Source organism: Thalassolituus sp. (genome assembly GCF_984348125.1).
In genome coordinates, this window is record NZ_CFHJLR010000011.1 from 54,791 (window position 1) to 67,814 (window position 13,024).

Below are 13,024 nucleotides of genomic sequence, written 5' to 3' on the forward strand. Positions count from 1 at the left end.
GGCTGAAGCGCTCCTACAGCGAAGCCAATCCTAGAGGCACAGATCGGGGATATGATCCCCTCCTACAAATATGGGTCTTGTGGTTAACCTGCGGCTGATTCGTTCCCACAATCAACACAGAGCAGTTTCACGCGGATTTCGCGCATAGCCAGGCAAGCTGGCTGAAGCGCTCCTGCAGAATCGGATATCAAACATGGTTCGGGAAGAAGCTTCCCTCCTACAATCAATATAAGAATGCAGTATCCACCATGTAATCCGGATTACAGGTTACGGTTCAGTGCTTCCTGCAGGCGTTTTCGGTACGCTGATTTGAGGTCTTCGGGAGCTGTGATGATGACGTTGGGGGCATAAGAGAGCATGTCTCTGAGTAATTCACGCTGGTCATTGTACGGCAGGCTCAGATGGTATTCATCACCCTTCCATTGCCCTTGGGCCTCAGGGTGCCATTGCTGTTGCGCGACGAGGTGGGCGGCACCGGGCATAAAGATGAGCTCTGCGGTGTGCTGTTCGCCGCCAGAGAAGATGCCATAGCTATTATGGAAGTGGTCGTTGAGTTCGCTCTGTTCAAACTCTTTTGCACTTTCGCTGGTTTGGTACGCACTGTTAATGCGGCTGAGCATAAAAGTGCGCAGTTGCTTGCGTTTGTGGCACCAGGCGTCGAGGTACCAGTGGTCTCGGTAGTAAACCAGCGTTTGTGGGCTGACGTTACGCTCACTGAGGCTTTGGTCACTGGCGACGTAATGGATGTGCAGTTGTTTTCGCGCAAACAGTGCGTCACTGACTTGCTGGTAGATGTTCTGGTTTACCGGACGGCGCGTGGCACTGAGGATGCGGATGCGTTGTGTCAGTTCGCTAAGGTCAACACCGCGTTCTTCCGTCAGGCGCGAGACCTGTTCATGGATGCGGTTCAGTTCGCCGCTGCCCTGCCCGGGGTTCAGGTCATTAAGTATGTTAAGGACGATAGCCAAGCCACGAAGTTCGGTCGCGGTAAGTTGCAGGCCCGGCAGTTCGAAGCTTTGCTCCTGGGTTTTACGATAGCGGTAGGTGCGGCTGTTGGTGTCGTATTCCAGCGGTGCGTTGTAGTCGCTTTTAAGTTGTTGCAATGCACTTTGTAGCTCGGCCGGGCCAACGCCGGTTTCTGCGGCGAGCATCATGGTGTTTAGGCCCGTTGTCTGTTCAGAGAACAGGCGGTGAAGTCGCTGAATCAGGTCGCTGTTGGCCATATTGGTTCTTTGTTCCGCTTTTTGGGTTTTCGTGGTTGCAATACACACCCTCGGCCCATACCTTACTTGATATTGAGAAACATCAGAAGGAAGCCCCTGCAATGATTAAAGTGATTATCGAGCGCGAGATTGCCGCAGATATGGAAACGACGTATGAAGCTGCGGTTAAGAACACCTTGCGTGCGATTCTCGAAGCGCCGGGTTATGTGTCAGGTGCCAGCTATAAAGATGTGAAGAAAGAGAACCGCCGGATGATTATCACTAACTGGACGAGCGTTGAAGCCTGGCAGGCGTGGGCTAAGTCGCCAGAGCGTGCCAATGTGATTGCGTCGATTCAGCCGATTCTGGAAACGCAGGAGAAGATCACGATTCTGACGGCATGATGTGCAGAAGTATGGGGTTCGCGAATCTGTAGCGCACAGGTCGGGGATGTGATCCCCTCCTACAGGCAGCGTTTTACAAAGTCGGCGACGTGTTTTGCGGTTGCTTGAAGGTGGGCATCATGGGTATAACCGGATGCCTTTCTTGGTTTCAGGTCGTGGTTTCCGTCTTCGAGCCAGACCAGTTCGAGTGTTTTATCTAACCCGTAACCCGATACCTCTTCTTTTGCCCCCATCGCGTCGCGTGTGCCCTGTGCAATTAACGTCGGCGTATTAACTGCTAACAGGTGTTCTGTTCTCAGGTTGTCTGGTTTCCCCGGCGGGTGGAATGGGTAACCCAATGCGACGCAGCCTTGCACCTGTGTAGGCACATCATTGCCGTTGGCAAGCATGCTGGCGATACGCCCACCCATGCTTTTACCACCAATGACGCATGGAGTATCCAGCTCTTCAACAAGTTCTGCGTAAGCATCAATAAGTTTTGGAGCGCGGTCTGGTGGTCGTTTCTTGCCATCTTGCGCGCGCTTAATCATGTATGGGAAGTTAAACCGCATCACGCGAATACCGTGCGCCGCGATCTTACCAGCCATGTCAGCCATGAATTCACTTGATAAATCTGCACCTGCGCCGTGCGCCAGGATCAGTGTTGGCTGGCCCTCTTTCCCATCAATGATGATGGAGTCGAGTATTTCCTGAGTCTGTTCACTGGCCATATGGTGCTCCTCTTATATTTTTCTGACTGACGCTTCTGAAGCTTCTTAATTCGTGGTTCTTACGGCGCGTATTCTGGCTTTCAGGCGTTCTGCGTCAAGGCTTGAGCTGGGTCAATACTCCTGTTTACGACAGTAATACCATGCAGGGGCTGCAATTGGGCTGCAAAGGTGCGGTAAAATTGGAGTATGCGCAGGTTGGGGCTGAAGTTTATGTCCTGGCGAGGCACGTAAAACTGTCAGATTTCCAACCGAACGTCAATACGATTGATTCTCATTTGATTATCATTCGTGTAAAAACTGCCCTAAGCCGCTGTATTTATGGCACTTTTTTTACATGGATTATTTGCAAATGGGGATGCCAGCGACGATAATTGCGCCGATTTTTTAACCCTCTAACCCTCGCTGTTTAATGGAATCTGATCATGAGCACAGCATTTGACCATCCAGAATACAACTATAAGGTGGTAAGACAGTTTGCCATCATGACTGTTGTCTGGGGTGTTGTTGGCATGGCAGTCGGTGTACTCATCGCTGCTCAGCTGGCATGGCCTCAACTGAACTTCGATACCCCTTGGTTCTCTTTCGGACGTCTCCGTCCTCTCCACACCAATGCGGTGATTTTCGCCTTCGGCGGCTGCGCTCTGTTCGCAACCTCCTATTACATTGTTCAGCGCACATGTCGTACCCGTCTGTTCTCAGACACTCTGGCAAGCTTCACCTTCTGGGGGTGGCAGGCAGTGATCGTTGCAGCAGCCATCACTCTTCCTATGGGTCTGACCTCTACTAAAGAGTACGCAGAACTGGAATGGCCAATCGACATCCTGGTAACTCTGGTCTGGGTTTCTTATGTGATTAACTTCCTTGGCACGCTGGCTATCCGTAAAGAAAGCCACATCTACGTTGCTAACTGGTTCTTCGCTGCATTCATGATCATGATTGCGATCCTGTACGTGGGTAACAACCTGGCAGTGCCTGTGTCACTGACCAAGTCTTACTCTGTATGGGCGGGTACCGTAGACGCCATGATTCAATGGTGGTGGGGCCACAACGCGGTAGGTTTCTTCCTGACTGCTGGCTTCCTGGGTATCATGTATTACTTCGTGCCTAAGCAGGCTGGTCGTCCGGTTTACTCTTACCGTCTGTCGATCGTTCACTTCTGGGCACTGATTTCTATCTACGTTTGGGCTGGTGCTCACCACCTGCACTACTCTGCTCTGCCAGACTGGGCTCAGACTTCAGGTATGGTTATGTCTCTGATCCTGCTGGCGCCATCATGGGGCGGTATGATCAACGGTATGATGACTCTGTCAGGTGCTTGGCACAAACTGCGTACTGACCCTATCCTGCGCTTCCTGGTTGTATCTCTGTCTTTCTACGGTATGTCTACCTTCGAAGGCCCGATGATGTCTATCAAGACTGTTAACGCACTGTCTCACAACACTGACTGGACTATTGGCCACGTACACTCAGGCGCTCTGGGTTGGGTCGCGATGGTATCTATCGGTGCTCTGTATCACCTGATTCCTATTATGTTCGGTCGTAAGGCGGGTCAGATGTACTCTATCGGCCTGATCAATGTTCACTTCTGGCTGGCGACTATCGGTACTGTTCTGTACATCGCAGCAATGTGGGTGAACGGCATTATGCAGGGTCTGATGTGGCGTGCAGTAAACGAAGACGGTTCCCTGACCTACTCCTTCGTTGAATCTGTAGAAGCTTCTCACGGCGGTTACGTGGTTCGTGTTCTGGGCGGTGCATTCTTCCTGACCGGTATGCTGATCATGCTGTTCAACGTGTTCATGACCACCCGCGAAGCTAAGAAAGAAGCCGCGGTTGCGGCACACGCTTAAGGAGTTCGGTAAATGATTAAGCACGAGAATATTGAAAAGAACTTACCGCTCATGGTGGTGCTGATTGTTATCGCACTGAGCTGGGCGGGTCTCGCTGAGATTGTTCCACTCTTCTTTGATAAGAACACTCAACAACCTGCTGAAGGCCTGAAGCCGCTGACTGCACTTCAGGTTGAAGGCCGTGACATCTACATGCGTGAAGGTTGCGCGGTATGTCACACCCAGATGGTTCGTCCGTTCCGCGCAGAAACTGAGCGTTATGGTCCTCCATCTACCTCAGGTGAACACGTTTACGAGCACCCATTCCTGTGGGGTTCTAAGCGTACTGGTCCTGATCTGGCCCGTGTGGGTGGTCGTTACTCTGATGAGTGGCACCGTGCGCACCTGTACAACCCGCGTGACGTTGTACCTGAGTCTGTAATGCCATCTTACCCATGGTTGTTCGAAGACAAGGTTGACGGTCGTGATACACCTAACAAGCTGAAAGCTCTGCGTATGGTCGGCGTACCTTACACAGACGAAGACATTGAAGGTGCAAAAGACGCGGTTGACGGTGTCACCGAAATCGAAGCTCTGGTTGCTTATCTGCAGCAGCTGGGCACAGTCGTCACTAAACGGTAACCCTATGGATATTAACGACGTTCGCGGCCTTGGATCAGTATTCGCTCTGATCGCTTTCATGGGCATCATCTGGTGGGCTTACGGTTCAAGCCGTAAGCAGCGCTTCAAGGATGACGGCGATATCCCATTCCGGGATAACTCAGAAATGCCCGCGGACGACGATAAAGATCGGAGTAAATAATTATGTTGAGCTCATTTTGGAGTTTCTGGGTCCAGGCGATTGTCATCGGGTCCATGATTGCCTGCGGTATCCTGATCCTTTACACCAGTAAAGGTCAGAAGAAAGAAGAAACAGACGAAACTACCGGCCACTCTTACGACGGTATCGAAGAACTGGACAACCCTCTGCCACGTTGGTGGGTAGGTATGTTCTGGGCAACCATCGTATTCGGTTTCGGTTACATCGGCATCTATGGCCTGGCTAACTTCGACGGTTTCGGTACCGTTAAAGTTGACGGCGAAGACGTTACCTGGACACAGACCAACCAGTGGAAAGCCGAAGTTCAGGCGTTCGATGAGAAGATCGCTCCTCTGTACGCTGGCTACCTTGCTACGCCAATCGCTGAGCTTGCTCAGAACGAAGAAGCGATGCAGACCGGTGGTCGCCTGTTCAAGAGTTACTGCGCGGTATGCCACGGCTCTAACGCCATGGGTGCACAAGGCTTCCCGAACCTGACAGACCACGATTGGCTGTACGGTGGCGAGCCAGCTCAGATCAAGCAGACCATTATGTATGGTCGTCAGGCGGCAATGCCTGCGTGGGAAGCTGCTCTGGGTGAACAAGGCACCAAAGACATGGCTCAGTACGTTCGTAGCCTGTCAGGCCTTGAGCACAATGCAGAAGCTGCTGCCAAAGCCAAGCCACAGTACGACATGCTGTGTGTTGCTTGTCACGGTGCAGACGGCAAAGGTAACCAACTCGTTGGTGCACCTAACCTGACTGACGAAATCTGGCTCTATGGTGGTTCTACCAAGCAGATCGAAACTACTCTCCGCTACGGTCGCGCCGGCAGAATGCCTGCTCAGGCTGAGATTCTCGGCGAAGAGAAAGTTCACGTTCTGTCTGCGTACGTCTATTCTCTGTCGCAAGACAAGTAATCAAGCGGGGGCTCCGCTCCCCTCTTGAGCTAGAGCAAGAAAATAAGAAAAAGCGGCCTACGGGCCGCTTTTTTTATCCCGACCTACGACCAAAAACTATATAATCAACTCGTTATATAAGAGTTGTCTAAAACGAGAATCAGCGTCACTGATTCCGAACTCACCCCAGCAACAAGGTGATCAGTAGTTATGAGTAAAATCCCGGTCAAAGACGTCACCCCGCCCAGCAAGAAATCTGACAAAGCCTCAGACACCGTCAACATGTACCAGAAGCGCGAGAAGATCTACGTCCGCGAAGTTGAAGGCTTCTTTCAGAAGCTGCGCACCTGGTCCCTGTGGGCACTGATGCTGGGGTACTTTGGTACAGCCTGGATCAATATCGGTGACCGTCAGGCGGTGCTGTTTGATCTTCCGGCACGTCAGTTCCACATATTCAACGTCACTTTCTGGCCTCAGGATTTCATGCTGCTGTCCTGGGCGCTGATCATCTGTGCTTTCGGTCTGTTTACGATTACCAATTTTGCGGGGCGGATCTGGTGCGGCTACACCTGCCCGCAGTCGGCGTGGTCCTTTATTTTTATGTGGATTGAAGAACGCGCTGAAGGTACCCGCAACCAGCGGATGAAGCTGGATAAAGCGCCGATGTCGGCAGAGAAACTGCGTAAAAAGGGCATCAAGCACATCGCCTGGCTCATTGTTGCGTTCTGGACGGGTGTCACCTTCGTTGGTTACTTCACTCCGATTCGCGAGCTGGTTGTCGATATTTTCACCTTCGGAGACGTCGGTGCCTGGGCCATGTTCTGGATCGGCTTTTTTACGGTTGCTACTTATCTGAACGCTGGCTGGATGCGCGAGCAGGTCTGCATCTATATGTGCCCATACGCCCGCTTCCAGTCGGTTATGTACGATAACGACACCCTCGCCGTATCTTACGATTACAACCGTGGCGAACCTCGTGGCAAACGCAGTAAAAAAGCGAAAGCAGATGGCGACACACAACAACTCGGCGACTGTGTCGACTGCTCAATGTGTGTTCAGGTATGTCCAACCGGTATTGATATCCGCGATGGCCTGCAGTACCAGTGCATTGGCTGTGCGCTTTGTATCGACGCCTGCGACGACATCATGGAAAAACTCGATAAGCCGAAAGGTCTGATCCGCTACACCACAGAGAACGAGCTCGAAGGCAAGAAAACTCATATTCTTCGCCCTCGCCTGTTTGGCTACGCCGGCGCCATGATCCTGATGATGGCTGGCCTGGGCTATGCCATCCTCGACCGCACACCGTTTGAGCTGGATATCGAACGCGATCGTGGTCGCCTCTATCAGGTCACAGTGAACGATACGATTCAGAATGCCTATACCCTGAAGATGATGAATATGTCTCAGGAGTCACACACCTATATTCTGAGCGTCGACGGTCTTGATGGTATCAGACTGCTTGGTGACACTGAGTATCAACTCAGCGTTAATGAGCTGAAAGAGACCACCATCAACCTTGAAATCGACCCGGATGAGGTGAAAACCTCCGCCAGTAAAACGGACATTGAGTTCGTCATCGTCAACAAAGATACAGGTGAAGAAGTGACCCGGGAAGAAAGCCGTTTTATCGCTCCAAGAGCGATCTGAACGTCATATAACTTCCTGACACAGAAGCACTGGAGCCCCATCGCCCAAGTAGTTACACTTGGGCGATTTTTCATTTTTCCCCGGATACCTTGCATGACTAGCGAAAAGACGACCCCTTGGTACAAAGAACCCATGATGCTGCTTGTCATCGGCGTACCGCTCGCCGCTGTAGTATGGGGCTTCATCATGTTGTCACTCGCACTCGACACCAAAGACTCGCTCGTGAGCAACAGTTACTACAAGGATGGCATGAGCTATACGCAGGATCTGCGGTTTCATGAGGGCGCCCGTCGCCTCAATGTTCAGGCAGACCTGACCTTCACCGAAGATGAAATCATCGTAAACGCGACATCCATTGCGGATGAAGACCCTGGCTCTCTGCAGCTTCAGTTGATTCATCCAACACTTGAAGATCGTGACCTTACTCTGTTTCTGCAGCGTACTCCGGGTGGTCAGTACGTTGCCGCCAATGAGCTGGAGCTGCCGCAGAAGCGCGTTATCTGGCTGACCAGCCCGGATCAGGAGTGGCGCGTTACAGCGCGTACAGTCATCGAAAACGGTAAGAAGATTCAGACAGTCACTCAATGACGCAAAGCCTCCGTACGCCCTGCTTTCACTGCGGTGAACCGCTGAAAGCAGGCCAGCAGTGGACGGCCATCATCGATGGCAAAGAAGAACCCATGTGCTGCCCAGGCTGTAAAGCCGTGGCCGAAACCATCGTTGCTTCTGGTCTCAAAGATTACTACCGCCACCGCACAGAACTCCCACAGATATCGCCTGCAAACGAAGACGACGAGGTCCTGACCGCTCGCGAGTCTCTCAGTCTGTATGACAGCGAAGCCTTGCAGAAGCAGTTTGTTGCAACGCAGGGAGAGCAGAAAGAAGCGACGCTGATTATCGACGGAATCAGTTGTGCTGCCTGTGCCTGGTTGATTGAGCACAGAGTTAATCAACTCAAAGGTGTCGAACGGGCGACACTGAATCTCTCGAACCACCGACTCGTCGTTGCGTGGAATAATACCGACATCGCACTATCCCAGATATTCGAAGCCATCTATCGCCTCGGCTACAAAGCCGCACCGTTTTCATCAACGGAAGACGACGCGCAGCGCGAGCGTGAGGGTAAGAAAGCGATCCGGCGGCTCGCCGTCGCCGGTATCGGCATGATGCAGGTGATGATGCTTGCGGTGCCCCTGTATGCTGGCATGGCAGAGCAGTACGAAGTATTTATGCGCTTCGCGTCAATGATTCTGACCTTACCAGTCGTGTTATACAGCGCCCGACCGTTCTTTGATGCGGCAATACGCGATTTGAAGACACGCCATCTGACCATGGATGTACCTGTGTCTCTGGCAATCATTCTCGCCTTCTGCGCCAGTATCTGGAGCACGTTCAACCAGGGCGTCGAAGTTTATTTCGACTCTGTCTGTATGTTCACTTTCCTGCTGCTGCTCGGGCGTTTTCTGGAAATGCGCGCCCGTCATCGAATGGGTAAAGCAGGCAACAATCTGATGACACTTCTGCCGAATGTAGCGCTGAAACAAACGCAGGACGGTGAAGAAATCATCGCCGCAGGTGACATTTCAACCGGCGACCGTTTGTTATTGAAACCCGGGTACCCAGTCCCAGCCGATGGCGTTGTGGTTGAAGGTCAGAGCACGGTCGACGAATCAGCACTGACGGGCGAATACATGCCGCTGAACAAGCAAGCCGGCGACACGTTGATCGGCGGCACCATGAACGTCGAAAGCCCGCTCATTATGGAAGTCACAGCCACCGGTGCCGATGCGCAGCTATCGACCATCGTTCGCCTGATGGATCGCGCGCAGCAGGAAAAGCCCAAAGTCGCTCTTATTGCCGATAGCATTGCCAGCCGGTTCGTTGCGGCGGTTCTGATTATCTCTGCGTCGGTGTTCAGCTACTGGATGTTTCAGGGCAACGACCATGCCTTCTTTATCGCACTCTCTGTTCTCGTCGTCACCTGCCCATGCGCCCTGTCACTTGCTACGCCAACCACTCTGACAGCGGCAACAACGGCGCTGCGCGAACGCGGCTTATTAATCAGTAAAGGTCATGTTCTGGAAACCCTGCAGTCAGTGAACCGCGTGGTGTTCGATAAAACAGGCACCCTGACGCTGGGGCATCTGACACTGACGGAAGTCCGCCCTGTTGCGGGCGGTATAGAAAACAGCCTGGAGCTGGATCAGGATACTCTGGCCTCGGTAGTTGCATCGCTTGAACAACATGCCAGCCACCCGATTGCGAAAGCCTTCCGTCACTACCCGGTGCTTGCTACCGAAGACATTCAGCACCACCCGAGTCAGGGCGTCAGTGGTCAGGTTAATGGCTACAGATTCCGTTTCGGCCGCCCGGATTTCGTCTGGCCAGAGGGTATTCTTCCGCCCGAGAGCGCATCGGGGCAGTGGTTATTGCTTGCCGATGATAAGCAACCGTTGGCCTGGTTCCTCCTCAATGACACAGTGCGTCGCAGCGCAGGCCCGTTAATTGAAACATTAAAAACCCGCGGTATTGAAGTCGCACTGCTGACCGGCGACCCTTCAAGGTCAGCGACTCTCGTCGCTGACGAACTCGGTATTTCAGACGTGCGCAATGGCCTCAGCCCAGAGGATAAGCTTGCCATCGTGCGCGAGTGGCAAAAACAGGGCGATACCGTTCTTATGGTAGGGGATGGTATTAATGACGTTCCGGTGCTGGCGGGCGCGGATGTCTCGCTGGCTGTGAATGAAGCTACAGATCTGGCGAAAACCAATGCAGATACCCTGCTGACGAATGGTCGCCTTGAAGTCATTGCTGATGCGTTATCAGTCTCCCATAAAACCCGCAATGTCATTCGTCAGAACATCGGTTGGGCGTTACTATACAACCTGATCGCGTTACCACTTGCGGCGGCCGGTATGGTGCCGCCCTGGGCCGCGGCCATTGGCATGTCATTCAGCTCACTACTTGTCGTTCTGAATGCTCTGCGACTGACCCGTCGCCCACCTGCACTTACTGCTGAGAGCTGACCATGGATATTATTTACGTACTGGTTCCCCTGTCGATTGCCCTGCTCGCCATTGCAGTTGCCATCTTTTTCTGGGCTGTGAAAGGCGGCCAGTTTGATGACCTGGATTCGCCCGCGCACAAGATTCTGTTCGATGATGATGAGTACCTGAACGAGCGCCGCGAAGATAGCGTTGAGACCGATTCAGACGCGGATTCAGAGTCAGACGGCGAGCCCAAAAAATCCAAGAATGACTGAACCCTTATCCCTCCTAACCGCCCTGCTACTTGGCTTATTTGGCGCCAGCCATTGCTTGGTCATGTGCGGCGGAGTTGCCGCGGCAGCTGGGCAACTCGACACTCAGCACAGAGTCCGGGCTTCGTTACTGTTCAATTTTGGCCGCATTACCAGTTATACCCTCGCAGGCCTGATCGTCGGTAGTCTCGGGCTGTGGCTGTCGAGCCTGCACGAAGCTCTGATGATCACACTACGTTCAATCGCAGGCGTTATGCTCATATTAATGGGTCTCTACGTCGCGCGCTGGGCACTGTGGCTCACCCGCATTGAGCAAATTGGCCAACTGTTCTGGCGCAGAATTCAACCCCACGCCCAGAAACGACTGGGCCGTTCAGACCCAGCCAGCCAGTGGCTTCTCGGCATGTTGTGGGGATGGTTGCCGTGTGGGCTCATATACAGCACCCTGAGCTGGGTAGCAGCTAACGGTCAGCCTGCGATGGGCGCCCTGACCATGTTTGTTTTTGGTCTCGGAACCTTTCCCGCTATTTTATCCGCTGGGCTGGCCTCGGCATCCGTGATGAATATTATTCGGCATCAGTGGGCGCGAAATATTGCGGGCCTATTATTGATCGGTTATGGTTGCTGGACTTTGGCCTCCGTGTGGCAACCAGCCATGTTCGCAGCCGCTTGATCTAAAGTATTAGAGATCGTTCTTGCCTATGAAAACGTCAGTTAATGCTCCTCTGCGTGGAGCTCAGCCTCATTGTCAGACCTGTTCACTGAATGCTCTTTGTCTGCCTCTTTCCCTGACCGAAAGTGATATGGAGCGTCTGGACGACATCATCCGTCGTGGTCGCCCGATCCAGAAAGGCCAACTGCTGTTTCAGCAAGGTACAGAATTTCAGTCTGTATTCGCGGTTCGTACGGGTGCACTGAAGACCTACACCCTGGCAAGTAACGGCGAAGAGCAGATCACAGGTTTTCACCTGGCCAGCGAGCTGATCGGATTGTCTGGCTACAACGCAGGCACGTATCCGCTGACGGCAAAAGCCCTCGAAACCACAACAGTATGTGAAATTCCGTTGCAGCAGCTTGAACAACTGGCGGATGAGCTACCTGATTTGCGTCGTCAGCTGATGACCACCATGGGCACTGAAATCCGGCACGATCAGAACATGATGCTGCTTCTCAGCAAGAAGAATGCAGAAGAACGTGTTGCCTCTTTCCTACTGGATATTTCGCAACGTTATCAGCGTCGTGGTTTCTCAGCGACTCACTTCCGCCTGCCAATGTCACGTGTCGACATCAGTAACTACCTGGGCCTGGCGGTAGAAACCATCAGCCGAGTGTTCACACGCTTCCAGAAAAATGAACTGATCGAAACACAGGGCAAAGAGATTATCCTGAAAGACAGCGATACCCTATATGATCTCGCGGGACTGACACGCGCCAACGATGAGTGTCTGCATCAGGCTGAGAGCTGATTTAAATTTTGGCTTTTAGCATCCTAATGAGCACACGGACCGTGCTCATCCTCTTTTCGCTCGCCATATCAGACATTGGTCACAGTGCGCAAATATTTGCTTCCCCCTGAGACCTGCATCACTATGCTTCACGTACTGGGCAGTACTATTGAGTAAACATCTGATAACAGGCGCTGCCTGTACCGGCAGTTATTCAGGTACGCTTATTGCTCCTGATATTGAGACTGCCAAAATTACACCCTCTGGAGTTTCTGATGGGTATAGATGCTGATGATTTCCGGACGTACGTTATTCGTCCAACACTGCAGAAACTGGACGCTAACAGTGCCGACGCAGAGCTTTTACTGCTGGGTACTGCAGCCATTGAGTCTGAGCTGGGCTCATTCCTGAAAACAGAGGGGCAACGCACCTCGGGTATTTACCGGCTGCATGGCCTGACGCACCGGCATATCTGGGATGACTATCTTGCAGATCGGCCAGAACTGGCCAGTAAAGTGCGAGGCATTGCCAGCCAACGGGAATTCCTGGAGAACCCGCACGCTGAACTAACAACAAACCTCGCCTATGCGACCGCTATTACCTGGCTCGCCTACGTTCGCCACCCTCAATTCACACTACCCCGTGGCGCCAGTGTGCTGCATCTGGCAACGCTCTGGAAGAACTGTTATCACACCCGTGACGACCTGACTGTACAGGACTTCGTGCAGCGCTACGAAGAACTGGTCGAATCCAGTGACGCTGTGGCCTGATGTTTATATAAGCACCGCATTCTGATATAAAGCGCA

Annotated in this window: 14 protein-coding genes; 12 read left to right on the forward strand and 2 right to left on the reverse strand. The window is 52.7% G+C overall.

Annotated elements, in window-relative coordinates; genetic code table 11:
• Positions 1-260 precede the first annotated feature (260 nt).
• Positions 261-1,223: a helix-turn-helix transcriptional regulator gene (locus AC5E51_RS09480; RefSeq protein WP_491778492.1), complete on the reverse strand. Its 963-nt coding sequence runs from the start codon at positions 1,221-1,223 to the stop codon at positions 261-263.
• Between the two features lie 101 nt (positions 1,224-1,324).
• On the opposite strand from AC5E51_RS09480, the gene AC5E51_RS09485 reads away from it, so the two are divergent.
• On the forward strand, positions 1,325-1,606 hold the full coding sequence (locus AC5E51_RS09485; protein ID WP_297533628.1) for an antibiotic biosynthesis monooxygenase family protein: 282 nt from the start codon (positions 1,325-1,327) through the stop codon (positions 1,604-1,606).
• A 59-nt stretch (positions 1,607-1,665) separates the two neighbouring features.
• On the opposite strand, the gene AC5E51_RS09490 is transcribed toward AC5E51_RS09485, so the two are convergent.
• Entirely contained in the window at positions 1,666-2,316 is a 651-nt protein-coding gene (locus AC5E51_RS09490) for an alpha/beta fold hydrolase (protein WP_491778493.1), read from the reverse strand.
• Between the two features lie 422 nt (positions 2,317-2,738).
• On the opposite strand from AC5E51_RS09490, the gene ccoN reads away from it, so the two are divergent.
• The 11 genes from ccoN to AC5E51_RS09545 all read left to right on the forward strand — a co-directional run bounded on the left by ccoN (position 2,739) and on the right by AC5E51_RS09545 (position 12,988).
• A complete protein-coding gene (ccoN, locus tag AC5E51_RS09495; protein ID WP_076517093.1) occupies positions 2,739-4,166 on the forward strand; it encodes a cytochrome-c oxidase, cbb3-type subunit I in 1,428 nt (475 codons plus the stop codon).
• 15 nt (positions 4,167-4,181) lie between these two features.
• On the forward strand, positions 4,182-4,787 hold the full coding sequence (gene ccoO, locus AC5E51_RS09500; protein ID WP_297532365.1) for a cytochrome-c oxidase, cbb3-type subunit II: 606 nt from the start codon (positions 4,182-4,184) through the stop codon (positions 4,785-4,787).
• Positions 4,788-4,791: 4 nt separating this feature from the next.
• Positions 4,792-4,968 carry a cbb3-type cytochrome oxidase subunit 3 gene (locus AC5E51_RS09505; protein WP_491778494.1) on the forward strand — a complete coding sequence of 59 codons (177 nt, stop codon included), beginning with the start codon at positions 4,792-4,794 and terminating at the stop codon, positions 4,966-4,968.
• A 2-nt stretch (positions 4,969-4,970) separates the two neighbouring features.
• Positions 4,971-5,885, forward strand: a complete 915-nt coding sequence (gene ccoP / locus AC5E51_RS09510; RefSeq protein ID WP_491778495.1) for a cytochrome-c oxidase, cbb3-type subunit III — start codon at positions 4,971-4,973, stop codon at positions 5,883-5,885.
• A 189-nt stretch (positions 5,886-6,074) separates the two neighbouring features.
• Positions 6,075-7,514, forward strand: coding sequence for a cytochrome c oxidase accessory protein CcoG (gene ccoG / locus AC5E51_RS09515; RefSeq protein WP_491778496.1), 1,440 nt, complete (start codon positions 6,075-6,077; stop codon positions 7,512-7,514).
• Between the two features lie 93 nt (positions 7,515-7,607).
• Positions 7,608-8,102 carry a FixH family protein gene (locus AC5E51_RS09520; RefSeq protein WP_076517085.1) on the forward strand — a complete coding sequence of 165 codons (495 nt, stop codon included), beginning with the start codon at positions 7,608-7,610 and terminating at the stop codon, positions 8,100-8,102.
• Positions 8,099-10,540 carry a heavy metal translocating P-type ATPase gene (locus AC5E51_RS09525; RefSeq protein WP_491778497.1) on the forward strand — a complete coding sequence of 814 codons (2,442 nt, stop codon included), beginning with the start codon at positions 8,099-8,101 and terminating at the stop codon, positions 10,538-10,540. Before AC5E51_RS09520 ends, AC5E51_RS09525 begins: the two co-directional genes overlap by 4 nt.
• Before the next feature lie 2 nt (positions 10,541-10,542).
• Entirely contained in the window at positions 10,543-10,776 is a 234-nt protein-coding gene (gene ccoS, locus AC5E51_RS09530; RefSeq protein WP_297531905.1) for a cbb3-type cytochrome oxidase assembly protein CcoS, read from the forward strand.
• Complete coding sequence (locus tag AC5E51_RS09535) at positions 10,769-11,446, forward strand: sulfite exporter TauE/SafE family protein (protein WP_297531907.1); 678 nt, start codon at positions 10,769-10,771, stop codon at positions 11,444-11,446. Before ccoS ends, AC5E51_RS09535 begins: the two co-directional genes overlap by 8 nt.
• A 28-nt stretch (positions 11,447-11,474) precedes the next feature.
• Positions 11,475-12,239: a fumarate/nitrate reduction transcriptional regulator Fnr gene (gene fnr, locus AC5E51_RS09540; RefSeq protein ID WP_068437023.1), complete on the forward strand. Its 765-nt coding sequence runs from the start codon at positions 11,475-11,477 to the stop codon at positions 12,237-12,239.
• 254 nt (positions 12,240-12,493) lie between these two features.
• Positions 12,494-12,988, forward strand: a complete 495-nt coding sequence (locus tag AC5E51_RS09545) for a hypothetical protein (protein WP_491778498.1) — start codon at positions 12,494-12,496, stop codon at positions 12,986-12,988.
• Positions 12,989-13,024: the final 36 nt, after the last annotated feature.

What these genes read in the sequence shown, in the direction of transcription:
- AC5E51_RS09480 (WP_491778492.1), bottom strand. Translation starts at nt 1,223, where the DNA reads ATGGCCAACAGCGACCTGATTCAGCGACTTCACCGCCTGTTCTCTGAA.
- AC5E51_RS09485 (WP_297533628.1), top strand. Translation starts at nt 1,325, where the DNA reads ATGATTAAAGTGATTATCGAGCGCGAGATTGCCGCAGATATGGAAACG.
- AC5E51_RS09490 (WP_491778493.1), bottom strand. Translation starts at nt 2,316, where the DNA reads ATGGCCAGTGAACAGACTCAGGAAATACTCGACTCCATCATCATTGAT.
- ccoN (WP_076517093.1), top strand. Translation starts at nt 2,739, where the DNA reads ATGAGCACAGCATTTGACCATCCAGAATACAACTATAAGGTGGTAAGA.
- AC5E51_RS09505 (WP_491778494.1), top strand. Translation starts at nt 4,792, where the DNA reads ATGGATATTAACGACGTTCGCGGCCTTGGATCAGTATTCGCTCTGATC.
- ccoP (WP_491778495.1), top strand. Translation starts at nt 4,971, where the DNA reads ATGTTGAGCTCATTTTGGAGTTTCTGGGTCCAGGCGATTGTCATCGGG.
- ccoG (WP_491778496.1), top strand. Translation starts at nt 6,075, where the DNA reads ATGAGTAAAATCCCGGTCAAAGACGTCACCCCGCCCAGCAAGAAATCT.
- AC5E51_RS09520 (WP_076517085.1), top strand. Translation starts at nt 7,608, where the DNA reads ATGACTAGCGAAAAGACGACCCCTTGGTACAAAGAACCCATGATGCTG.
- AC5E51_RS09525 (WP_491778497.1), top strand. Translation starts at nt 8,099, where the DNA reads ATGACGCAAAGCCTCCGTACGCCCTGCTTTCACTGCGGTGAACCGCTG.
- ccoS (WP_297531905.1), top strand. Translation starts at nt 10,543, where the DNA reads ATGGATATTATTTACGTACTGGTTCCCCTGTCGATTGCCCTGCTCGCC.
- AC5E51_RS09535 (WP_297531907.1), top strand. Translation starts at nt 10,769, where the DNA reads ATGACTGAACCCTTATCCCTCCTAACCGCCCTGCTACTTGGCTTATTT.
- fnr (WP_068437023.1), top strand. Translation starts at nt 11,475, where the DNA reads ATGAAAACGTCAGTTAATGCTCCTCTGCGTGGAGCTCAGCCTCATTGT.
- AC5E51_RS09545 (WP_491778498.1), top strand. Translation starts at nt 12,494, where the DNA reads ATGGGTATAGATGCTGATGATTTCCGGACGTACGTTATTCGTCCAACA.